We start from the raw sequence: 20,427 nt of genomic DNA on the forward strand, positions 1-20,427 counted from the left end.
GACGCATTTAGTTGTCCAGAGTATTGGACATATGGCACGCTTTCCGTTCTCTGCAATCGTCGGCCAAGATGAGATGAAGCTAGCGCTTTTGATCGCGGCCGTGGATCCATCCATCGGCGGGGTCATGGTATTTGGTGATCGCGGCACCGGAAAATCCACCGCAGCGCGTGCGTTGGCTGGGCTTTTGCCGCCCATCATGGTGATGGACGGCTGCCGCTTTGGCTGCGCGCCCGCTGCTGGTCCACGCACTTGCCCGGTGCCTTGCACGGCCAGTGCTGGCGGTGGGAAAGCGCATAAGCAGCCGGTGCCGTTTGTTGATTTGCCGTTGGGCGCGACAGAGGATCGCGTGCTTGGCTCGCTTGATCTGGAGCGGGCATTACGCACTGGCGAAAAGGTGTTCGAACCCGGCCTTTTGGCCCGCGCCCATCGCGGCTTTCTATACATTGATGAGATCAACCTGCTGGAAGACCATCTTGTTGATTTGCTTCTGGATGTTGCCGTTTCGGGTGAGAACGTGGTGGAGCGCGAGGGGCTTTCTGTGCGCCATAAAGCCAAGTTCGTGCTGGTGGGCAGCGGCAACCCCGAAGAGGGTGAATTGCGCCCGCAATTGCTCGACCGTTTCGGCCTTGCCGTGGAAGTGCGCACCCCGCGCGCGATTGATGATCGCGTGGAAATCATGCGCCGTTGTGCGGCACATGATGGCGATTCGGTGGCGTTTGGTGCACTTTGGGCGCAAGAAGACGACAAAATTCTGCGCCAAATCGCGCGCGGACAGCGCAAGCTTGCATCACTGGAGGTGCCTGACGATGTGTTGGTTGATGCCGCCACATTATGCAGCGCGGTGGGCGTTGATGGATTGCGCGGCGAATTGACGCTGATGCGCGCGGCCCGGTCCATCGCTGCGCTTAATGGTGCCAAGACGGTGCGGCGCGAACACTTGTTGCAAATCGCACCGATGGCGCTGCGCCACCGGTTGCGCCGCGATATTCTGGACGAAACCGGATCGACCACCCGGATTGAACGGGCCATTGCCGAACACTTCGGATGATACCTGATCCGAACGCAAACGCTTCGGGCGAGACCGCGCCTGGCGCTTTGCATGATGCCTACCTTGCCGTCCGTTTGCTGGCGCTGGCACCGCAGGCTTTGGGCGGCATTGCCTTGCGCGGGGGTGGGCCTGCGCGTGATCTGGTGATTGATGCTTTGCGGGCGCATGTCCCGCCGGAGCAGCCGTGGCGGCGCTTGCCTGGGCATATTGATGATGACCGGCTGACAGGCGGGACGGATGTGGCGGCCAGTCTTGCTGCGGGGCGAGTGGTGCATCAGCGCGGGCTAATGGCCGAAGTGGCTGGCGGCGTGTTAAGCGTGCCGATGGCCGAACGGCTGCGGGAAGACTTGTCTGGCCGTTTGGCGCAGGCTCTGGATAATGCTGCAAGTACGGGTGCTGGATTCACCCTGATCCTGCTCGACGATGGCGTGGAGACCGATGAACGCCCGCCACTATCCCTGCTGGAGCGGATCGCGTTTGAATGTGATCTTTCGGGTCTGCGGGCTTTGGTGGATGCACCGGCATTTGGCGAAAGTGCGATCGCGCTGGAGGCGGTTGCCCCCCTGCCCGATGATGCGCTGATGATATTGGCCGCAACGGCTGAGGCATTGGGCGTTGCATCGATACGTCCGCTGTTGTTTGCAGGGGTGACGGCGCGGGCGCATGCTGCCTTGGCTGGGCGAACCAGCGTTGAATTGCCCGATCTTGAAGCAGCGGCGCGGCTTGTGCTGGCCCCGCGCGCGACGCGGCTGCCGCCCGAGCCTGAAAGCGAAGGGGACCAGCCCCCTCCCCCATCGGATAAAGACGAGCCGCGCCAGAACGATGATCCGCAAGATCAGCAACAGGATGGGGCTCCACCCGAAGACCGTGTGCTGGAAGCCGCACAGGCCGCTATCCCGCGCGATGTGTTGGACCAGATTGCCTCTGGCCGTGCGATGCGGTCTGCGCGCGGTGGCGGCACGGGACGGCGGACCGGATCAAAGCTGCGCGGACGCCCTTTGAGCGCGCGGCCCGGAATGCCGGGAGGTGGCGTGCGGCTGGCGCTGGTGGATACTTTGCGCGCGGCGATCCCGTGGCAGCCCATCCGCCAGCGTGAACCTTCGGTGCGTGAAGGCGGGATGATCCGCTTTCGCCGCGACGATTTGCGTGTGCGTCGGTTTGAGGAGCGATCGACGACGGTCACCGTGTTCTGCGTCGATGCATCGGGCTCTGCCGCTGTGGCGCGATTGGCCGAAGCAAAGGGTGCGGTCGAATTGATCCTTGCTGCGGCTTATGTGAAGCGAACCGAAGTGGCGCTGATTGCGTTTCGCGGGTCTGGAGCCGATGTGCTGTTGCCCCCTACCCGCTCGCTCACGCGCGCCAAGCGCGCTTTGGCCGAATTGCCTGGAGGTGGCGGTACGCCCTTGGCAACCGGAATCACGTTGGCGCGGCAATTGGGCGAAGCGATCACTTCGCGCGGGCGAACACCGATGTTCGTGTTCCTGACAGATGGTAGTGCGAATATTGCCGCCGATGGCACACCGGGCCGCCCGCAAGCGCGCGAAGATGCGCTGGCGGCGGCGCGCGGCATGGCAGCAGCGGGATGCGATGCGCTCGTGATCGACATTTCGCCGCGCCCTCGCCCCGATGCCGAGCAATTGGCCGAGGCAATGCGCGCACGCTATCTGCCGCTACCGATGGCTGATGCGCGCAAATTGCAGGCAGCGCTTGTCACCGCGCAGCCCGAGCCTCGCCCCGCACAAAGGGCAAGACGATGAGCGTGCTGCGTTGGGAAACCGATGGCCGGAATTGGCCGAACCGTGCCGCCAGCCGCTTTATCGAAACCCCGAAATTGACATGGCACGTGCAAGTGATGGGCGCTGGACCAGCGCTGTTGCTGTTACATGGCACGGGGGCGGCATCGCACAGTTGGCGCGATTTGATGCCCTTGCTGGCCCCTGATTTTACGGTGATCGTGCCTGATCTGCCGGGGCACGGCTTTACCAGAGGACGGCCCGCTGGCGGATTGACGTTGCAGGGCATGGCGCGCGCGCTGGCGGATTTGCTGGCGGCGCTCGATCAGCAGCCGGTTTTGATAGCGGGGCATTCTGCCGGTGCAGCAATCGCGCTGCAAACCGTGTGTGACAGCGCATTAGCGGTGCCCGTCATCGGGTTCAACCCGGCGCTAATGCCGTTTCCTGGGCTTGCTGCGCGGATTTTTCCCCAATTGGCCAAGATGCTGTTTATCAACCCGTTCGTTCCACGCATTTTTGCCGCCACCGCGCGCCGGGCGGGCGAGCCAAAGCAGTTTCTGGAAAAGGCGACCGGATCGAAGATCGGTGTGGCGGGCATTTCCCATTACGCGACGTTGCTGGGCAATCATCACCATTGCGGCGGGGCGCTTGAGATGATGGCCAACTGGGATCTGGAAGCCTTAAGTGCCATGCTGCCCGATGTGGCCAATCGCGTGCTGTTGGTGCATTCAAACAGAGATAGCGCGGTGCCGCTGGCTTCGGTAGAAAAGGCCGCACGCATCCTGCCCCATTGCACGCTTGAGGTGCTGCCTAGTCTAGGCCATCTTGCCCATGAGGAACAACCCGAAACCGCCGCCGCGCTTATTCGCGAATTTGTGGGCCGGGCTGATAACGGAGAAGGCATGGCATGAGCTATTTGTCAGATAACTTCGGCTGGATAGAGCTGGTCTTCAGCGGCGCTGTAGCGCTCGGCTTCGGTTTTTATCAATTGTGGTCGGTCAACCGCGAGATTGCTGCTGACAAGCGTAAACGCGATGAGACGCAAGCGCCACCCGATCGGGATGAACCTTCAGTGCGCTGAACGCAGCAGATCAATCCTTGCGTGAATGCAATTGACCTTTACAATTTATATGTCCAATCTTTTTGACATATGGACAAGATTAGCGAGCACTCCGGGGTAAAACCGCCGGAATGGAAGCGGCGTTGGATCGCCTGGCGCAACCGCATGCTGGGCAGTGCCAGCTTTCAGGATTGGGCCGCACGTGTGCCGCCCTTCAGCTTTATGGCAAGGCGACGGGCAGCGCAGACTTTCAATCTTGTTGCAGGGTTCACCTACACCCAAGTGGTGCTTGGCGTCGTGCAGCTAAACTTGCTTGATCTGCTGCACAATGGCCCCTGCAATGCTGCAACAATTGCTGCACAGAGCGGGCTGAGCGAAGATGCCGCTTTGCGCCTTGTGCGCGCCGCTGCTGCGCTTGATTTGGCAGAGGAAATTTCGCCTGGGTGGTGGATGCTGGGGCAGCTTGGCGCATCGTTGCGGACCAACCATGGCGCATTGGCGATGATCCGTCACCACCCACTGCTTTACGCCGATCTGGCCGATCCTGTCGCCCTGTTACAGCGTGATCGCCAAGCGCCGACAGCCTTGGCAGATTTTTGGCGATACGGCGCGCAAACCCCCGGCGAAACCGCAGATCGCTACTCTGAACTGATGGCGGCATCGCAGGCGATGGTCGCGCATGAAGCCATTGCTGCGTACCGGTTTGACAAGCACAAACGCCTGCTTGATGTGGGCGGTGGGCATGGCGCATTTGTTCAGGCGGTGGCCAGAGCCTGCCCGAATCTTGCGCTTGGGGTGTTCGATTTGCCGCCGGTCATTGCAGGAACGGCAACTATCATCGAGTCGGCCGGTCTTGGTTCCCGAATCGCGCTGCACGCTGGCGACTTTTTCCGCGACTCGATCCCACAAGGCTATGATTGCATCACCTTGGTGCGCATTTTGCATGACCATGATGATGCACAAAGCCTTGATTTATTGCGCACAATTCGTCGCGGCCTAGCCCCGGGTGGCCGCCTGATCATTGTAGAACCCATGGCCAAAACTCCCGGCGCGCAAGAGATGGGGGATGCCTACTTCGGAATGTATCTGTGGGCGATGAATTCTGGCCGCCCCCGCTCTGCCGCGGAATACGGGAAAATGCTGCAAAGTGCCGGATTTGCGCGGTGGAGCCGCGTCAAAACTCCGCAACCGATAATTGCCAGCATGATTGTAAGCTCAACTTGACATATAAAACCGTCCAAACTGTTTGACACCCCTTGCCGTTAGAGTATTGTGAACCATGCCTTAGCGTATCCCATCCGGATACCGGGGCAGGGCCACAAGGCCGGAAAGGGGATCGAGGGGAATGGACGCGCTGGCGGTCATACTGGAAGCTCCGAGGCGCATTGCGCTTCGCAAGCTCGCATTGACCGGCTCGGATTCCGCAAGCTCAGGCTTCACCGGCCTCGCCCCTTCAGACGTCCTGATCGACATTCATTGGAGCGGGGTTAGCGCCGGCACCGAAAAGCTGCTGTGGAGCGGCGAGATGCCGCCCTTCCCCGGCATGGGTTATCCGCTGGTTCCCGGTTATGAATCGGTAGGCCGAATTGTGGATGCCGGAGCTGACGCGCAAGGTCGCATCGGTGATTGGGTCTTCGTTCCGGGCGCAACGTGCTATGTTGATGCGCGCGGACTGTTTGGCGGCACCGCACAGCGTTTGATCGTGCCATCGGCCCGCGCCTTTCCGATTTCCGAGCAGCTGGGGGCAGATGGCGTGTTGTTCGCGCTTGCCGCCACCGCGCTTCACGCCATGCAGGATGGCACGCCGCCTGATCTGATTATCGGGCACGGCGCGCTGGGCCGGTTGCTGGCACGGATCACGATTGCTTGCGGAGCACCTGCACCGGTTGTGTGGGAACGCAACCCTGCCCGCCGCAATGGCGCTGTAGGCTATGACGTCATTGCTCCTAAGGACGATGACCGCCGCAATTACACGTCAATCTATGATGTCAGCGGCGATGCCGATGGTCTCGATGCGCTGGTAGGGCGGCTTGGCAAAAAAGGCGAGATTGTTTTGGCAGGCTTTTATGCCAATCGCCCAAGTTTTGCCTTTGCCCCTGCTTTCCGGATCGAAGCGCGTTTTCGCGTAGCCGCAGAATGGGCGCCCGATGATCTGGCCACCACGCGCGCGCTGATCGAAAGCGGCGCGCTCGACCTGTCGGGTGTGATTACCGATATGCGGTCTGCTGCCGATGCAAAGACCGCCTATTCAGACGCCTTTCTCGATGCCGACTGTCTGAAGATGGTCCTCGATTGGAGCCAATGCGCATGACTATGCTCGAAGACGAAATGGCCCAGCGCGATCAGCACTTGCGGGATGAAGCCGCGATAGAGCCTGATCCGGTTCACACCGGCGAAGTGCGCAAGGAAACCCAGATCATCGCCATTTATGGCAAAGGTGGATCGGGCAAAAGCTTCGCCCTGTCCAACCTCAGCTACATGATGGCGCAACAGGGCCTGCGCGTGTTGCTGATTGGCTGCGATCCTAAATCGGATACCACCAGCCTGCTGTTCGGCGGCAAAAGCTGCCCGACCATTATCGAAACGTCCTCTGCCAAGAAACTGGCAGGCGAAGAAGTGCGCATCGAAGATGTGTGCTTCCAGCGTGATGGCGTGTTCGCGATGGAACTGGGTGGGCCGGAAGTGGGCCGAGGCTGCGGCGGCCGCGGGATTATTCACGGCTTTGAACTGCTGGAAAAGCTGGGCTTCCATGATTGGGGCTTCGATTTTGTCCTGCTCGATTTTCTGGGCGACGTGGTGTGCGGCGGCTTCGGCCTGCCGATTGCCCGCGACATGTGCCAGAAGGTGATCGTCGTAGGATCGAACGATCTGCAATCGCTTTATGTGGCCAATAACGTCTGCAAGGCGGTGGAATACTTCCGCAAGATGGGTGGCAATGTTGGCGTTGCCGGCATGATCATCAACAAGGATGATGGCACGGGCGAGGCCAAGGCCTTTGCCCAGGCCGTCGACATTCCCGTGCTGTGCGCGATCCCGGCAGACGAAGATATCCGACGCAAATCAGCCAATTACCAGATTATCGGAAAACCTGACGGCCAATGGGGCAGTCTCTTTGCAGAGCTTGCCGATAATGTCGCTCAGGCACCGCCGCGCCAACCCCGTCCCCTCGACCAGGACGGGTTGCTGGGCCTGTTTTCCCCCGAAGAAACTGGAGGCGGCATCGAGCTACTTCCAGCAACACAGGCTGATATGCGCGGCGGGACATATGAAACGCGGCCTTCGCTCGAGGTGATCTATGACGAGGTTTGAGTCATGACCACCCTGGCGTCCGATAGAGCGCGCGAACCTGATCGGCTTGATTTCGATGCCGTGGCTGAGCCGGGCGTTGCTGCCGCTGTGTCGACTGAGGGCGGCGCATGCCATGCCCAGGCCGATGTCCTGCGCGATGCCACGAACAAAGCGCAGGGGAGCGAGTTGCTCGCGCGCTATGCCGCCGATTATCCGGTCGGCCCTCACGACCAGCCGCAAAGCATGTGTCCAGCGTTTGGATCACTGCGTGTTGGATTGCGCATGCGCCGCACGGCCACCGTCCTTTCAGGATCGGCTTGCTGCGTTTACGGACTTACCTTCACCTCGCACTTTTACGGGGCGCGTCGCACGGTGGGCTATGTTCCGTTCAATTCGGAATCGCTGGTGACCGGCAAGCTGTTTGAGGACATCAAGGAAGCGGTCGAAGACCTTGCCGATCCGGCGCTTTACGATACGATTGTTGTCACCAACTTGTGCGTTCCCACAGCCAGTGGTGTGCCGCTGCGGCTGCTGAAAAAGCAGATCAACGGGGTGCGTATCATCGGCATCGATGTGCCCGGTTTTGGCATTCCTACCCACGCCGAAGCCAAAGATGTGCTGGCCGGCGCGATGCTGAATTATGCCCGCACCGAAGTGGAAGAAGGCCCCGTCCCTGCCCCCGCCAACCGCCCGGACAAGCCGACGATCACGCTGCTGGGCGAAATGTTCCCGGTCGATCCGATGGGCATCGGCCAGATGCTGGAGCCGCTTGGCCTTGCCGCTGGCCCGGTTGTGCCGACACGCGAATGGCGTGAGCTTTATTCCGCGCTTGATTGCGCCGCCGTTGCCGCAATCCATCCGTTCTATACTGCCAGCGTGCGCGAATTCGAAGCCGCCGGTCGTTCGGTCGTGGGGTCAGCCCCGGTGGGTGCGGATGGCACTGCGGCGTGGCTGGATGCGATTGGTGCGGCCTGCGGCATTGCGCAACACACCGTCGACCTGACCAAGGACCGCTTCGTTGCCGCCATTCGTGGCGCATTGGCGGCCAATCCGATCAAGGGCCGGATCACGGTTTCGGGTTATGAGGGTTCGGAACTGCTGGTCGCTCGTCTGCTGATCGAAAGCGGCGCGGATGTGCCTTATGTCGGCAGCGCCTGCCCACGCACGCGCTGGTCCGATCCTGATCGCGAATGGCTGGAAAGCCGCGGCGTCCGCGTTAATTTCCGCGCGAGTCTTGAGCAGGATATTGGCGCGGTTGAAGAATTCCGCCCCGATCTGGCGATTGGCACCACACCGGTGGTGCAGCACGCCAAGCAAAAGGCGATCCCGGCACTATACTTCACCAACCTGATTTCAGCGCGCCCGCTGATGGGTGTGGCAGGGGCTGGCAGTCTGGCGCAGGTGGTTAACGCCGCGATGGCCAACAAGGCCCGCTTTAACAAGATGACCGCGTTCTTTGACGGCGTGGGCACCGGCATTGGTGCAGGCGTGTGGGAAGATGTTCCGCAGGACCGCCCGCAATTCAAGAAGAAATATGCCGCGCTGAATGAAGCTGCGCGCAAAGCTGCGGAGGCTGTGGGATCATGACCCTTGTCCTCGACCACAGCGCTCGACATTTCGTCGTGATCTCCCGTTGCGCAGGAGGCAAGGCATGACCTTGGTGCTCGATCACGACAGGGCTGGCGGCTATTGGGGCGCCGTCTATGTGTTCACCGCGATCAAGGGATTGCAGGTGATCATCGATGGGCCGGTGGGTTGTGAAAACCTGCCGGTAACCTCGGTTTTGCATTATACTGACGGGTTGCCGCCGCACGAATTGCCGATTGTAGTGACCGGCCTTGGCGAAGAAGAGCTGGGCAAGACCGGCACCGAGGCGGCGATGATGCGGGCGTGGAAAACGCTCGACCCGGAATTGCCGGCAGTGGTCGTGACCGGTTCCATTTCCGAGATGATCGGTGGCGGCGTGACGCCGATGGGCACCAACATCAAGCGGTTCCTGCCGCGCACTATCGATGAAGACCAGTGGCAAGCCGCGGATCGCGCGCTGAGCTGGCTGTGGACAGAATTCGGGCCGAAGGCTGTGCCTGCGGCAAAGCCAGTGAAAGCGGGTGAAAAGCCCAAAGTCAACATCATCGGCCCGGCTTATGGCATGTTCAACATGGCCAGCGATCTGGCAGAAATCCGCCGCCTGATCGAAGGCATTGGCGCCGAAGTGAACATGGCTTTCCCGCTGGGCAGCCATCTTGCCGATGTGCGCCGCCTTGCTGATGCGCAGGTCAACGTCTGCCTCTATCGCGAATTTGGCCGCAACTTGTGCGAATTGATGGAGCGGCCCTATTTCCAGGCCCCGATCGGGCTGACCAGCACGACCAGCTTCCTGCGCGCTTTGGGCGCGGAATTGGGGCTTGATCCAGAGCCGTTCATTACCCGCGAAAAACACACGACGATCAAGCCTCTGTGGGACCTGTGGCGTTCGGTTACGCAGGATTTCTTTGCCACCGCCAGCTTTGGCATCGTGGCGAATGAAACATACTCGCGCGGCATCCGCCATTTTCTTGAAGAAGATATGGGCTTGCCCTGCAACTTTGCCTTTGCGCGCAGCGCCGGGGTGAAGCCGCGCAACGAGGACGTGCGCGCCGCAATCCATGACAACCCGCCACTGGTGGTGTTCGGCAGCTATAACGAGCGCATGTATATGGCCGAGCGCGGGGGGCGCGGGATCTATATTCCCGCCAGTTTCCCGGGTGCGGCGATCCGGCGGCATATCGGCACGCCGTTCATGGGCTATTCCGGCGCGACCTATCTGATCCAGGAAGTGTGCAATGCGCTGTTCGATGCGCTGTTCCACATCCTGCCGCTTTCAACCCAGCTGGATCAGGTGCCCGCCACGCCGACGCGCGAACACCGCGAGCTGCCGTGGGATGATGATGCCAAGGCCAAGCTTGACCAACTGGTTGAAGCCCAGCCGGTGCTGATCCGAATTTCTGCTGCTAAGCGTTTGCGCGACGCGGCAGAGGCCGCTGCCCGCCGCACTGGCGAGACCCGTGTTTCGGCAGAGCGTCTGGCCGATGCCTTGCTGGAAGCGCAAATCGCATGACGCGCGCAGCTCCCCTTTTTCTGGCTCCCGTCGCAGGATTGCCAGACAACCCCATCCATGCGGAATTCTCCGTGCGGATACCGAAAGAGGCCATTTGCCTCTCTATCACCAACACTGAATTGGAGATTGGGCTATGAGTGATCCTGATGATCGCTTCGGGCTGAGAACCTACCTCACCCCAGAAGAAGCCAAGGAATTCCACAAACTGTTCATGAGCGGTTTCCTCGGCTTCACCGCCGTGGCTGTTGCTGCTCATACACTGGTTTGGATGTGGAAGCCCTGGTTCTAAACCAAACCGCTAATCCATCGACGGACTTTGTCGTTGGATATTACCATCTTACACAAGGATAGATACCATGTGGAGAGTCTGGCTTATTTTCGATCCGCGCAGGGCGCTTGTCGCCATGGCTGCATTTTTGTTTGTACTTGCAATGGTGATTCACTTCATCTTGCTCAGCACCGACACCTTCAACTGGCTCGATGGTCCGAATTCGGCGCAAGGCATTGCAACGGCCGTCGCCGCACCGGCGTCAACCTGACAGCTCCCCATTCAAGAGGCGGTGGCTTAATCACCGCCGCCTCTGGGGTTTGATCACTTTAATCACATAAGCTCACCGCGCGACGGTGGGGAGGGGTAGAGCTATGGCACTCCTAAGTTTCGAGCGAAAATATCGCGTTCGCGGCGGCACTCTGATTGGTGGCGACCTGTTCGATTTTTGGGTGGGCCCGTTCTACGTCGGCTTCTTCGGCGTAGTAACTGCGATCTTCGCATCGCTCGGCACTGCCCTCATCTTTTACGCAGCCTCACAAGGCCCAACATGGAACCCTTGGCTGATTTCGATCGCGCCACCAGACCTTAAATATGGGCTTGGACTAGCGCCGCTCAAACAAGGCGGGTTCTGGCAGGTCATAACGGTCTGCGCACTCGTATCGTTCACTTCGTGGGCGCTGCGCGAAGTTGAGATTTGCCGCAAACTTGGCATGGGCTTTCATGTGCCCGCAGCGTTTGGTATGGCGATCTTTGCCTATTTCACCCTGGTAGTGATACGTCCCGTCCTGCTGGGCGGCTGGCACTTTGGCTTCCCTTACGGGATTTTCAGCCATCTCGATTGGGTTTCCAACACGGGATACCAGTACCTGCACTTCCACTATAACCCGGCTCACATGCTTGCCGTATCGTTCTTCTTCACCACCACACTGGCGCTTGCGCTTCATGGTGCACTGGTGCTGTCGGCGGTCAATCCACCCGAGGGTGGGGAAGTAAAATCGCCGGAATACGAAGACTCGTTTTTCCGTGATCTCATCGGCTATTCAGTTGGCACCCTGGGCATTCACCGTGTTGGTCTCTTGCTGGCGATGAATGCCGGCTTCTGGAGCGCGGTATGTATCGTGATCAGCGGCCCGCTGTGGACCAAGGGTTGGCCGGAATGGTGGACCTGGTGGCTTAATCTGCCGATCTGGTCGTGAAGGAGCATTGAACGATGGCTACCTATCAAAACATTTTCACCCAGGTCCAACTGCGTGGCGAACCGGAGGCTGGCGTTGCCATGGCCCCCGGCAGCGAGCCCCGCATCCAGGCGACCTCCTTCAATCACCTTATGGGCCTGATCGGCCATGCCCAACTTGGCCCGGTCTATCTAGGCTGGACCGGCGTGGCATCGCTGATCATGGGCTTCTTTGCGATCGAGATCATCGGGCTGAACATGCTCGCCTCGGTCAATTGGAACCCCATCCAGTTCGTGCGGATGCTGCCTTGGCTTTCGCTTGAACCACCGGGACCCGAATATGGCTTCAGCCCATTTGTGCCTTTGGCCAAAGGTGGCTGGTATATCCTTGCCGGGTTCCTGCTGACGTCATCAATCCTGCTGTGGGTCGTGCGGACTTACACCAGAGCGCGCGCATTGGGCATGGGTTCTCATGTTGCGTGGGCGTTCCTTTCGGCAGTCTGGCTGTATCTGGTTCTGGGCTTCATCCGCCCCGCCTTTATGGGCAGCTGGTCAGAAGCCGTACCTTTCGGAATATTCCCGCATCTTGATTGGACCGCAGCGTTCTCCATCCGGTATGGTAACTTGTTCTACAACCCGTTCCACGCACTCTCGATCGCGTTCCTCTATGGATCAACGCTCTTGTTTGCGATGCATGGCGCCACCATCCTTGCGGTTGGCCGTTATGGCGGTGAGCGCGAAATCGAACAGATCACCGATCGCGGTACCGCCTCTGAACGCGCCGCATTGTTCTGGCGCTGGACGATGGGCTTCAACGCCACGATGGAATCCATTCACCGTTGGGCATGGTGGTTTGCGGTGCTGACGACGCTGACTGGCGGGATCGGTATCCTGCTGACCGGTACGGTCGTGGATAATTGGTATCTGTGGGCGCAACAGCATGGCTATGCTCCGGCCTATCCCGATACCGGCGTGGTTGATCCCGCAACATTGGGGAGCGCAGGACAATGAGAAATATCCTTGCAATCGCGGGCTTGGCTTTCGCCTCGCTCGCGCTGAGCGCCTGCGAATTGGCGCCCAAAACCTCGACGCAGAATGGATACCGTGGCACCGGGATGGATACCATCAAGGTAAACGCAAAGCCTGCTGATGCCGATGTTGTGCCGCCGCCACCCTATGACCAACCGTCAACCGAAGGTCCGCGCGCAGGCGCAGCCTATAAGAACGTACAGGTTCTGGGTGATGTTTCGGAAGAGCAGTTCACCTATACCATGGCGGCACTGACGCAATGGGTGGCCCCCGAACAGGGCTGTAACTACTGCCACAATCCTGCCAATCTGGCATCGGATGAGCTCTATACCAAAGTTGTCGCGCGCAAGATGTTGCAGATGACGCGCAACCTCAACCAAAACTGGGGTCAGCATGTGGCCAAGACTGGCGTAACATGTTGGACATGCCATCGTGGACAGCCGGTGCCAGCCAATTACTGGACTATGCCAGGTGGCGCAAAGAACGGCATTATCGGCAACAAGCATGGCCAGAATGATCCCATTCCAGCCTCGGCATATGCCTCTCTGCCTAACGCATCGCTTGCATCGTACCTGACAGGTGATCCCAAGATCGATCAGAACATCCGCGTGAATTCGGATGGCATGCACCCGACCACGGCGAACAAGACTTCGGTCATGGAAACAGAAAAGTCGTATGCATTGATGATGCACGTTTCCAAATCGTTAGGGGTGAATTGCACGTTCTGCCACAATGGCAACTCGTTCCAGAGCTGGTCGAGCAGCAATCCGCAGCGTGCAACGGCATGGTACGGCGTGCGCATGGTACGTGACGTGAACAGCAACTATATGACCCCGCTAGCCAGTGTATTCCCGGCCAAGCGTAAGGGTCCTGAAGGCGACACGTTCAAGGTCAACTGCACCACCTGCCATCAGGGCAAGAACAAGCCCATGGGCGGCTATAAGATGGCAAAGGACTATCCTGCGCTGTGGGGTCCTGAGAAGGCCGTTGCACCAGCAGCACCAGTTGCGGCTGTAACAACGCAATAAGTATGAAGGGATAGCGTCGCTTTCAGTGGGACGCTCTTTCAAGGGTTCGGCGAGCTTGGCTTGCCGGACCCTTTCTTTTTGCAATTTGGGTTGTGTTGCAAGGCGCGTGACGCTTGCCCGGTCTGGCTTTTCCTCGTCACGACGAGGAACTGGCTTTGTTTGCACAACTGCACGAACCCGGCAAACGAGATAGAACCGGTCAACAATTTGGGTTAAACAGGCTGCGTTGTAGCGCTCCCCTGCACTGTCGCGCGCAGGGTCAGCTTTTGCGGGCTGACAGATCCGCCAGATGTGCGGGGAATGACAGCGCGAGCGGAATTGCAATCCACGGCCAATCGGCACCAACGAGCGCGCTGCGCAGGCCAATCATCATCAACGTGCCAGGAAGCAGCATCAGCACGATACTGCGCTTGGTCCAGCCGCACCAGCTGAGCCAGATGGCTTCGATTGCAAGGACGGCCAGAATGATATCGGCCGCACGTCCGCTGGCAAACAAAGCCTCAAACCATGGCGTGCCGCCCATCACAGGCTTAGCCGAAAGTCGGATTGAGTTGATTGATTTGCCAGTTCAGCGTGCCCGCAACGGTCACCCAGAGCAGATATGGCACCAGCATGAGTGCGGCAAAACGCGAGAAGCGCACGCAATAGCCAATAAGCAGCGCAATCGACAGCCAAAGCAGCGTTAGCTCCATAAATGCCCAATCAGGGCGCTGGAGGCGGAAAAAGATCAAGCTCCAGAGCACGTTGAGGAAGCCGTTTAACGCGAACAGCCCGATCACCGTATCAGAAATACGCGAATTGGGGGCCGCGCGCCACGCCGCTACGCCAGCAACCGCCACCAGTGCGAAGATGATGGTCCACGCGATAGGAAAAACCGCGCGTGGCGGGTTCCAATCGGGCTTGTTCAATGCTTCGTACCATGGACCAAGATCGATAATCGTGCCGCCCAATGTGGCAACGCCCAGCGCGGCGAGCGATGCAATGCTGACCGGCAATATCCAGTTAGGGGTCATTGCGCGACAGGCTTAAGGCCCAGAAGATGCGCGCAGTCCTTTATGAAAATGCGCACATGGGCCATAGGATTGGCGCGTACCAGCTTCTTGTTCATGTAGGCCTGCCAGGTCAGAACCTGCACGTCGCGGTCTGCGCACATATCGACAAACCGCTCGCGCCGCTTGTCACTGGAGTACCAGAAATACTGCATGATTCCCAAGATCCAGAACACCCGCCCATGTTCACGCAAGAAACTGCGCCGCGCACGCTTAAGCAAGGTGGGATTACCCGTAGCGATGAATGCTTGCGCGGTTTGTGCAGCAATCCGGCCGCATACCATGGCATAGTAAATGCCCTCACCCGATGCAGGCGCGACCACTCCGGCGGCATCGCCTGTGACCAGCACATCGCGGCCATTGTCCCAGCGCTTCAGCGGCTTGAGCGGAATAGGTGCACCTTCGCGGCGCAGGGTTTCGCAGCCCTCCAACCCCATTTCATCGCGCAATTGCTTGACCGCGCCACGCAGGGAAAAGCCCTTGTTGGCACTGCCGACGCCAATGCTCGCGGTTTCGCCGTGCGGGAATATCCAAGCATAGAAATCAGGCGACAGTTTTCCCTGATACAGAACATCGCACCGCGTGCCGTCAAAGCCTTCGGGGGTGGTAGCCGGCGATTTCACGATTTCGTGATAAGCGAACACGCACTTGTTGCGTTCAGCGCCGGGAATGCTTTCGCGCGCTACGCCCGAGCGCGCGCCATCGGCACCGATGACCAGCCGGGTGCGCACCTTGTGCATTTCGCCACCACGCGCGGTGCTATAGCAGACGACCGCGCCTTCAGCGCTATCACGCTCAATGTGATCATACGTGCCAATGCGGCGTTGCGCACCGGCAGTTTCAGCGCGCGCCCGCAGCCATTCGTCAAAGACATCGCGATCCACCATCCCAACATAGCCGATTTCGCCCACCGGCATATCGACCGCGCGGTTTGATGGCGCAACCATGCGCGCCGACCTCGCACGGGCGACGAGCAAGGATTGCGGAACTTCGAACTCTTCGAGCAGGCGTGGCGGCACTGCGCCGCCGCAAGGTTTGGTGCGGCCTGCGCGGTCTAGCAGGAGGACCGATCGGCCTGCACGCGCCAGATCCCAAGCAGCGGTTGCGCCTGCCGGGCCTCCACCAATGACGACGACATCGAATTCGACCGCGTTTTGATCATGTGTCATATCTGGACAGACCTTTGATTTTCAGTCCGGTGCCGGACTGTTGCTACGCGCATGGCGAGCAATGCGGACAGGATGAACAGGCCTGCCTCCACGGCGAAAATGAGCTGGAAGGCCATGCCATCACGCCCCATCGCATTTCGGGCTATATCGACGCCCATCGCGCCCGATAGCCCACCAAGGCCAAACGCAATCGCTTGCGCGGTGCCCCAAACGCCCATGCGCACGCCTTCACGCGTACGCTTTCCTGCGCCAGCCAGCCCCATCATCGATCCGATGGCCGCGACGGCAAAGGCGCCGTTGAAAAATCCAAGTGCCGCAACATTGGCGGTCAGCGGCCAGCCTGCTCCATAGCCTGCGGCCATCGCCAATCCGGCAAGGGCGAGCGCTGAGCCGATACAGCCCAGCATCGTCCAAACGCGCAATTCCACCGGCGTCCGCCCTGCAAAAGCGCTGCCGCCAAGGCCTGTCACAATCATGCCGATCAATACGCCAGCGTGCTGAACACCGGAAAGGCTGGTAGATTGGCCCGGCGTCATGGCAAAAACCAGTCCGGCAAACGGTTCGAGGATAAGGTCTTGCATGCTGTAGGCCAGCATCGAGACGAAGATGAATGCGGTGAAACGGCGGGCTTCGGGTTCTTCGTAAATCTCGCGCAACGCTTCGGCAAAATTGGGCGGAGGACCATCACCATCACGTTGCACCATCTGTAACGCTGGCGTTTCCAGCCGGAAGATCGCCGCGCTGGAAACCACCAGCGCCGCCAGAACCACGCCGCTGGCAACCATCATCAACCGCTGTTCAGAATAAGGATCAAGCATCGCTCCTGCTGTCGCTGCTGAAATCACGATACCCATGACCATCATGATCCAGGTAGTTGCGGCAGCGGCGGCGCGCCGTTCAGGTGCAACGCTTGATGCCAAAATGGCGAGCATGGATGTGCCGGCCGCGCCAACACCAGCACCAATGAAGGTGAATGCGATCACGGCCAATGTCAGCCCGAGCGTGCGATCATTTGCAAGCATGGTTGTGCCATACACCGCGAGCATTGCACCAAGACCAAGGACCACCATACCGGCCAGAACCCAAGGCGTGCGGCGGCGACCCATGTCAGAGCCGTGCCCCCAGATCGGGCGGGAAAGCTGCACGGCATAGTGCCACGCGACAAGCCCTGCGGGAATAGCGGCGGCAAGCCCGTATTCGAGCACCATCAGGCGGTTAAGCAAGGACGTGGCAAGCATGACCATCGCCCCGATCGAGGCCTGGACAAGACCCAGCCGAATAATTGAAAGCCAGCCGAACCCGCGCTGCATCACAGATATCCCCCGAGGCCGAGCGAGGCGGCCATCATTCCCGAAACATAAAGCGAAACCCCCGTGGCATTATACCAGGGCGCATAGCGCGCCGGGGCCGAAACCAGCCGCGGCATCAAGGCCAATTGCACGATCAGCAGCACGGCCACGGCGACCGCGGAGATCATATGCCCCCACGCCAGCATCAGCGCGACAACAACCGCCTGCGGCAATGCCATGACCACACAAGCCAGCACGGCGGCAGGCCGTTCGCCCATCACGACGGGCAATGACCGCAAGCCGGTGGCACGATCACCTTCGACTGCTTTGAAATCATTGAGCGTCATGATGCCGTGCGCACCGACGCTGTAGAGGACCAGCGTGATCAGGATGTGCGACGCAGGCAAAGCACCTGCCATAACGGCAGTGCCGGTAAACCAGCTCAACCCTTCATATGTCAGGGCGACAACCGCCGGACCAATCCAGCCGCTGGTCTTGAAGCGGAACGGCGGCGCGCTATACGCCCAAGCGCAGATCAACCCAACGAAGGTTGCAGCCAGAACCCAGCGCCCCGTCATCGCCGCAACCGCTAGCGATACCACCGTCCAGATCACCGCAATGGCAAGCCCCCACCTGCCCGCAATCCGGCCTGAGGGAATCGGACGATTTGGTTCGTTGATCGCATCTACGTGACGGTCAAACCAATCATTCACCGCTTGGCTTGTACCGCAAACCAATGGTCCGGTCAGAGCAATGCCTGCTAGCAAAAACGCCCAGCGACTAGTGATCGGAACGCCCGACGATACGACGCCGCAGAGCAACGCCCACATCGGCGGAAACCAAGTGATTGGCTTGAGAAGTTCCAAGATATCGCGAAACGCCGGAGGCGGGCTTACCTTAGTAGAGACTGCCGATTGTGCCATTCCAACAGGCTACGCCTGACAGACAAAAGCGTCAAATTAATTTGACACTCGAAGTGTCAATCTGTTGCATCAACAAGATTGCCAAGGCCGTAGCGATGCAATTTGGAATAAAGGCTTTGGCGGCTTAAACCAAGGATTTCGGCGGCAGAAGCACGATTGTTGGTCGTGTATTCAAGCGCCGCTTCTATGCAGAGCCGTTCGATCAGATCGGTGCTTTCGCGCACGATATCTTTCAACGACATGCGTCCGACCAGTTCGGTCAACTGTTCAACCGAACGCGGGGTATCATTGGGTGCTGGCAAATCGCGCAAACGGCGGCCAATCGGGCGAATCACAAAACCATGGGCGGGATGATCGCCACCGGTACGCACGGCGGAAAGCTCTACTGGCTCACCCTCAAATCCATCGCTTGCACCGATCACGGTGGTAACATTGCGGGCAATATCGTGCTTGGCCAGTTGGCCGTCGATCATGTCGAGGCCGATGCCGGGTCGTCCGACAAACTCACTCAGCGGTCGCCCGCGAATTTGATCAACGGTAGCTGCGCCAACGAGTTCTACAAATGCGGCATTGGCCACCTGGATGACCAAGCTTTCATCTGTCAGCACGAACGCATCGGGCATCGATTCGATGACACCGAGGGTTGCGGCAGATGTCTCGCCCGCAATCCTGTTGGCGCTGGCCAGGCGGATGAGCAGGAAGTGCCCGCCGCGTTGGCGGAAGCCGCTGGCAGACAGAAGCACTTTTTCGCCACCATCAACAGGCTCTGCATCAATCGGTTGCACACTGCTCGACACCATGACCGAGCCGAGAAAAGCGATCAACGGTTCACGCGCAGGCTTAGAGAATAGCGCTGTGAATTTGCCGCCCTGCAATGTGCCCGGTTTTGCCCCAAACAGCTTATGTGCTGCGGGATTGGCTTCACGGACCCGGTATGTATCAGCGTCAATGATGATCACCGGCTCTGCCGATTGATCAAACAGCAAACGATAGCGCGATTCGAGTTGGCGCAGTTGCAGGTAATCTCGTTCAAGGGATTGCTGTGCTTGCAACAATCGCTGTTGCAAGGCAGCTGCATCGCGCATGTCACGCCCGAAGGCGATACACCCCGCACCTTCACCCAAGCTGACAACGGAATAGCGTACGGGCACATTGCCATCGGTGGTATTGTGAGTCACCTGTCGCCAGTGCTGCGTCATACCTTTGTGTGCACTGGCCAACATATCGACAATTTTGGGTTTGCTTTCGACCGTAACCGTATCAATCCAAGCACGCCCGACAAATGTTGTAAAAGCAGAGAAGTCGGCAAGATCGGCGGTGACGTCAACAATCGTGCCAGCTTCATCAATCACGAACGCGACGTCACCAGCGAGCATGGCAAACTTGGCCACGGCTTCGCTGCCCACCGATTTGAAATGCCGGTCTAGACTTGCGAAAGGTCGTTTGCCTTCGATGCTATTTTTTGGCGCTGGCATGTTCTGTTGCAGACTAAGCAAAGGAAAGATCGAGTCGGCCCGATCCTGTGATTTTCAATTCGGCCAATGCCAAAAAGGAGCACGCATCTGGCGCTGTGCCATCAGCATCCACCGCAGCAACAATTCCGGGATCGTCGTTGACCATTCGTCCGCCGATGAAAATTTTGGTCTTGGGTGACCGGGAAACGCTACGAATAGCCGAGATCAGTTCTTTCAGCGCTCCGGTAGGACAATCGCTACTTATGGTCAATCCTACCAAGTCGAAATGTTGCTCTGCGACTATTTGCAGCAATTCCTTGCGTCTAGGTTCTATCAAAACATCCGTTTGCCAACCGTTGCGCGCAAACACCTCTTCAATCATCAATGCGCCGAAACTGTGGTCATCCCCCGGCATGGACAAGAACAGAGCGGAACGCGCCGGATCTTTTGGGCCTACCGTTGATGGAAAGCATATTGCGATCTCGCGCATGACTTCCTGAAGCCGCCACAAACCCATGGAAACATCAAGAAAATCGCAGCCATCTTCCTCCCAAAGCTCTCCAAGCTTGCGCGCGGAAGGTGCCAATAGATCAACATAGATCGATTCCACCGCGACACCGCGTGCCAAATAAGCTTCGACAACAGTCAAAAGCTCATCTGCTTCCAGTGCCAAAGGAAGCGATGCAAAGTTGGCTGCATCTTCAGGATCAATAGTTTGCACGCTATCCGGGATTTGTGGCGGTCCATCAAGCGAGTGAGCCATAAGCAATCGCGGTATGATCTGCTCTACGATCAAATTGTCCCAAGGAACTGGG

21 protein-coding genes are annotated in these 20,427 nt (G+C 59.1%); 14 read left to right on the forward strand and 7 right to left on the reverse strand.

Annotated features, from left to right (window positions below; translation table 11 throughout):
• The first annotated feature begins 31 nt into the window (after window positions 1–31).
• From bchI to pufC, 14 genes are all read left to right on the forward strand, one after another.
• Window positions 32–1,048: a magnesium chelatase ATPase subunit I gene (bchI, locus tag IP81_RS02595; RefSeq protein WP_054106402.1), complete on the forward strand. Its 1,017-nt coding sequence runs from the start codon at window positions 32–34 to the stop codon at window positions 1,046–1,048.
• Complete coding sequence (locus IP81_RS02600; RefSeq protein WP_054106403.1) at window positions 1,045–2,805, forward strand: magnesium chelatase subunit D; 1,761 nt, start codon at window positions 1,045–1,047, stop codon at window positions 2,803–2,805. The genes bchI and IP81_RS02600 overlap by 4 nt, the downstream gene beginning before the upstream one ends.
• Entirely contained in the window at window positions 2,802–3,692 is an 891-nt protein-coding gene (gene bchO, locus IP81_RS02605; RefSeq protein WP_054106404.1) for an alpha/beta fold hydrolase BchO, read from the forward strand. Before IP81_RS02600 ends, bchO begins: the two co-directional genes overlap by 4 nt.
• The gene (locus tag IP81_RS20020; protein ID WP_157573050.1) at window positions 3,689–3,862 is read left to right on the forward strand and encodes a hypothetical protein; all 174 of its coding nucleotides are present in this window, start codon (window positions 3,689–3,691) and stop codon (window positions 3,860–3,862) included. Before bchO ends, IP81_RS20020 begins: the two co-directional genes overlap by 4 nt.
• 69 nt (window positions 3,863–3,931) lie before the next feature.
• Window positions 3,932–5,065, forward strand: coding sequence for a methyltransferase (locus tag IP81_RS02610; RefSeq protein ID WP_054106405.1), 1,134 nt, complete (start codon window positions 3,932–3,934; stop codon window positions 5,063–5,065).
• Window positions 5,066–5,186: 121 nt separating this feature from the next.
• Window positions 5,187–6,152, forward strand: coding sequence for a chlorophyll synthesis pathway protein BchC (gene bchC, locus IP81_RS02615; RefSeq protein ID WP_054106406.1), 966 nt, complete (start codon window positions 5,187–5,189; stop codon window positions 6,150–6,152).
• Window positions 6,149–7,150 (forward strand): chlorophyllide a reductase iron protein subunit X, encoded by a 1,002-nt coding sequence (locus tag IP81_RS02620; RefSeq protein WP_054106490.1) that lies wholly within the window; start codon window positions 6,149–6,151, stop codon window positions 7,148–7,150. The genes bchC and IP81_RS02620 overlap by 4 nt, the downstream gene beginning before the upstream one ends.
• Window positions 7,151–7,153: 3 nt before the next feature.
• Window positions 7,154–8,716 carry a chlorophyllide a reductase subunit Y gene (gene bchY / locus IP81_RS02625; protein ID WP_082355909.1) on the forward strand — a complete coding sequence of 521 codons (1,563 nt, stop codon included), beginning with the start codon at window positions 7,154–7,156 and terminating at the stop codon, window positions 8,714–8,716.
• Window positions 8,717–8,780: 64 nt separating this feature from the next.
• The gene (gene bchZ / locus IP81_RS02630; protein WP_054106407.1) at window positions 8,781–10,226 is read left to right on the forward strand and encodes a chlorophyllide a reductase subunit Z; all 1,446 of its coding nucleotides are present in this window, start codon (window positions 8,781–8,783) and stop codon (window positions 10,224–10,226) included.
• Window positions 10,227–10,359: 133 nt separating this feature from the next.
• Complete coding sequence (gene pufB, locus IP81_RS19510) at window positions 10,360–10,515, forward strand: light-harvesting antenna LH1, beta subunit (protein WP_082355910.1); 156 nt, start codon at window positions 10,360–10,362, stop codon at window positions 10,513–10,515.
• Between the two features lie 67 nt (window positions 10,516–10,582).
• Entirely contained in the window at window positions 10,583–10,765 is a 183-nt protein-coding gene (pufA, locus tag IP81_RS02635) for a light-harvesting antenna LH1, alpha subunit (RefSeq protein ID WP_054106408.1), read from the forward strand.
• A 103-nt stretch (window positions 10,766–10,868) separates the two neighbouring features.
• On the forward strand, window positions 10,869–11,693 hold the full coding sequence (gene pufL / locus IP81_RS02640; RefSeq protein WP_054106409.1) for a photosynthetic reaction center subunit L: 825 nt from the start codon (window positions 10,869–10,871) through the stop codon (window positions 11,691–11,693).
• 14 nt (window positions 11,694–11,707) lie between these two features.
• Window positions 11,708–12,682 carry a photosynthetic reaction center subunit M gene (gene pufM / locus IP81_RS02645; RefSeq protein WP_054106410.1) on the forward strand — a complete coding sequence of 325 codons (975 nt, stop codon included), beginning with the start codon at window positions 11,708–11,710 and terminating at the stop codon, window positions 12,680–12,682.
• On the forward strand, window positions 12,679–13,728 hold the full coding sequence (gene pufC, locus IP81_RS02650) for a photosynthetic reaction center cytochrome PufC (protein WP_054106411.1): 1,050 nt from the start codon (window positions 12,679–12,681) through the stop codon (window positions 13,726–13,728). The genes pufM and pufC overlap by 4 nt, the downstream gene beginning before the upstream one ends.
• 259 nt (window positions 13,729–13,987) lie before the next feature.
• On the opposite strand, the gene IP81_RS02655 is transcribed toward pufC, so the two are convergent.
• The 7 genes from IP81_RS02655 to IP81_RS02685 form a co-directional block, all read right to left on the reverse strand.
• Window positions 13,988–14,251 (reverse strand): hypothetical protein, encoded by a 264-nt coding sequence (locus tag IP81_RS02655; protein WP_231626210.1) that lies wholly within the window; start codon window positions 14,249–14,251, stop codon window positions 13,988–13,990.
• A 7-nt stretch (window positions 14,252–14,258) separates the two neighbouring features.
• Entirely contained in the window at window positions 14,259–14,741 is a 483-nt protein-coding gene (locus IP81_RS02660; protein ID WP_054106412.1) for a TspO/MBR family protein, read from the reverse strand.
• The gene (locus tag IP81_RS02665; protein ID WP_054106413.1) at window positions 14,738–15,946 is read right to left on the reverse strand and encodes a geranylgeranyl diphosphate reductase; all 1,209 of its coding nucleotides are present in this window, start codon (window positions 15,944–15,946) and stop codon (window positions 14,738–14,740) included. Before IP81_RS02665 ends, IP81_RS02660 begins: the two co-directional genes overlap by 4 nt.
• Window positions 15,943–17,256, reverse strand: coding sequence for a BCD family MFS transporter (locus IP81_RS02670; protein ID WP_054106414.1), 1,314 nt, complete (start codon window positions 17,254–17,256; stop codon window positions 15,943–15,945). Before IP81_RS02670 ends, IP81_RS02665 begins: the two co-directional genes overlap by 4 nt.
• A complete protein-coding gene (chlG, locus tag IP81_RS02675; RefSeq protein WP_054106415.1) occupies window positions 17,256–18,158 on the reverse strand; it encodes a chlorophyll synthase ChlG in 903 nt (300 codons plus the stop codon). Before chlG ends, IP81_RS02670 begins: the two co-directional genes overlap by 1 nt.
• Window positions 18,159–18,214: 56 nt before the next feature.
• Window positions 18,215–19,549 (reverse strand): transcriptional regulator PpsR, encoded by a 1,335-nt coding sequence (gene ppsR, locus IP81_RS02680; RefSeq protein ID WP_231626211.1) that lies wholly within the window; start codon window positions 19,547–19,549, stop codon window positions 18,215–18,217.
• A gap of 97 nt (window positions 19,550–19,646) precedes the next feature.
• Window positions 19,647–20,375: a B12-binding domain-containing protein gene (locus IP81_RS02685; RefSeq protein WP_231626212.1), complete on the reverse strand. Its 729-nt coding sequence runs from the start codon at window positions 20,373–20,375 to the stop codon at window positions 19,647–19,649.
• Between the last annotated feature and the right edge of the window lie 52 nt (window positions 20,376–20,427).

It is taken from the genome of Novosphingobium sp. AAP83, from assembly GCF_001295795.1.
GTDB lineage: Bacteria > Pseudomonadota > Alphaproteobacteria > Sphingomonadales > Sphingomonadaceae > Novosphingobium.

Coding starts and splice junctions, on each gene's coding strand:
- bchI (WP_054106402.1), top strand. CDS start 32: ATGGCACGCTTTCCGTTCTCTGCAATCGTCGGCCAAGATGAGATGAAG.
- IP81_RS02600 (WP_054106403.1), top strand. CDS start 1,045: ATGATACCTGATCCGAACGCAAACGCTTCGGGCGAGACCGCGCCTGGC.
- bchO (WP_054106404.1), top strand. CDS start 2,802: ATGAGCGTGCTGCGTTGGGAAACCGATGGCCGGAATTGGCCGAACCGT.
- IP81_RS20020 (WP_157573050.1), top strand. CDS start 3,689: ATGAGCTATTTGTCAGATAACTTCGGCTGGATAGAGCTGGTCTTCAGC.
- IP81_RS02610 (WP_054106405.1), top strand. CDS start 3,932: ATGGACAAGATTAGCGAGCACTCCGGGGTAAAACCGCCGGAATGGAAG.
- bchC (WP_054106406.1), top strand. CDS start 5,187: ATGGACGCGCTGGCGGTCATACTGGAAGCTCCGAGGCGCATTGCGCTT.
- IP81_RS02620 (WP_054106490.1), top strand. CDS start 6,149: ATGACTATGCTCGAAGACGAAATGGCCCAGCGCGATCAGCACTTGCGG.
- bchY (WP_082355909.1), top strand. CDS start 7,154: ATGACCACCCTGGCGTCCGATAGAGCGCGCGAACCTGATCGGCTTGAT.
- bchZ (WP_054106407.1), top strand. CDS start 8,781: ATGACCTTGGTGCTCGATCACGACAGGGCTGGCGGCTATTGGGGCGCC.
- pufB (WP_082355910.1), top strand. CDS start 10,360: ATGAGTGATCCTGATGATCGCTTCGGGCTGAGAACCTACCTCACCCCA.
- pufA (WP_054106408.1), top strand. CDS start 10,583: ATGTGGAGAGTCTGGCTTATTTTCGATCCGCGCAGGGCGCTTGTCGCC.
- pufL (WP_054106409.1), top strand. CDS start 10,869: ATGGCACTCCTAAGTTTCGAGCGAAAATATCGCGTTCGCGGCGGCACT.
- pufM (WP_054106410.1), top strand. CDS start 11,708: ATGGCTACCTATCAAAACATTTTCACCCAGGTCCAACTGCGTGGCGAA.
- pufC (WP_054106411.1), top strand. CDS start 12,679: ATGAGAAATATCCTTGCAATCGCGGGCTTGGCTTTCGCCTCGCTCGCG.
- IP81_RS02655 (WP_231626210.1), bottom strand. CDS start 14,251: ATGGGCGGCACGCCATGGTTTGAGGCTTTGTTTGCCAGCGGACGTGCG.
- IP81_RS02660 (WP_054106412.1), bottom strand. CDS start 14,741: ATGACCCCTAACTGGATATTGCCGGTCAGCATTGCATCGCTCGCCGCG.
- IP81_RS02665 (WP_054106413.1), bottom strand. CDS start 15,946: ATGACACATGATCAAAACGCGGTCGAATTCGATGTCGTCGTCATTGGT.
- IP81_RS02670 (WP_054106414.1), bottom strand. CDS start 17,256: ATGCAGCGCGGGTTCGGCTGGCTTTCAATTATTCGGCTGGGTCTTGTC.
- chlG (WP_054106415.1), bottom strand. CDS start 18,158: ATGGCACAATCGGCAGTCTCTACTAAGGTAAGCCCGCCTCCGGCGTTT.
- IP81_RS02685 (WP_231626212.1), bottom strand. CDS start 20,375: ATGGCTCACTCGCTTGATGGACCGCCACAAATCCCGGATAGCGTGCAA.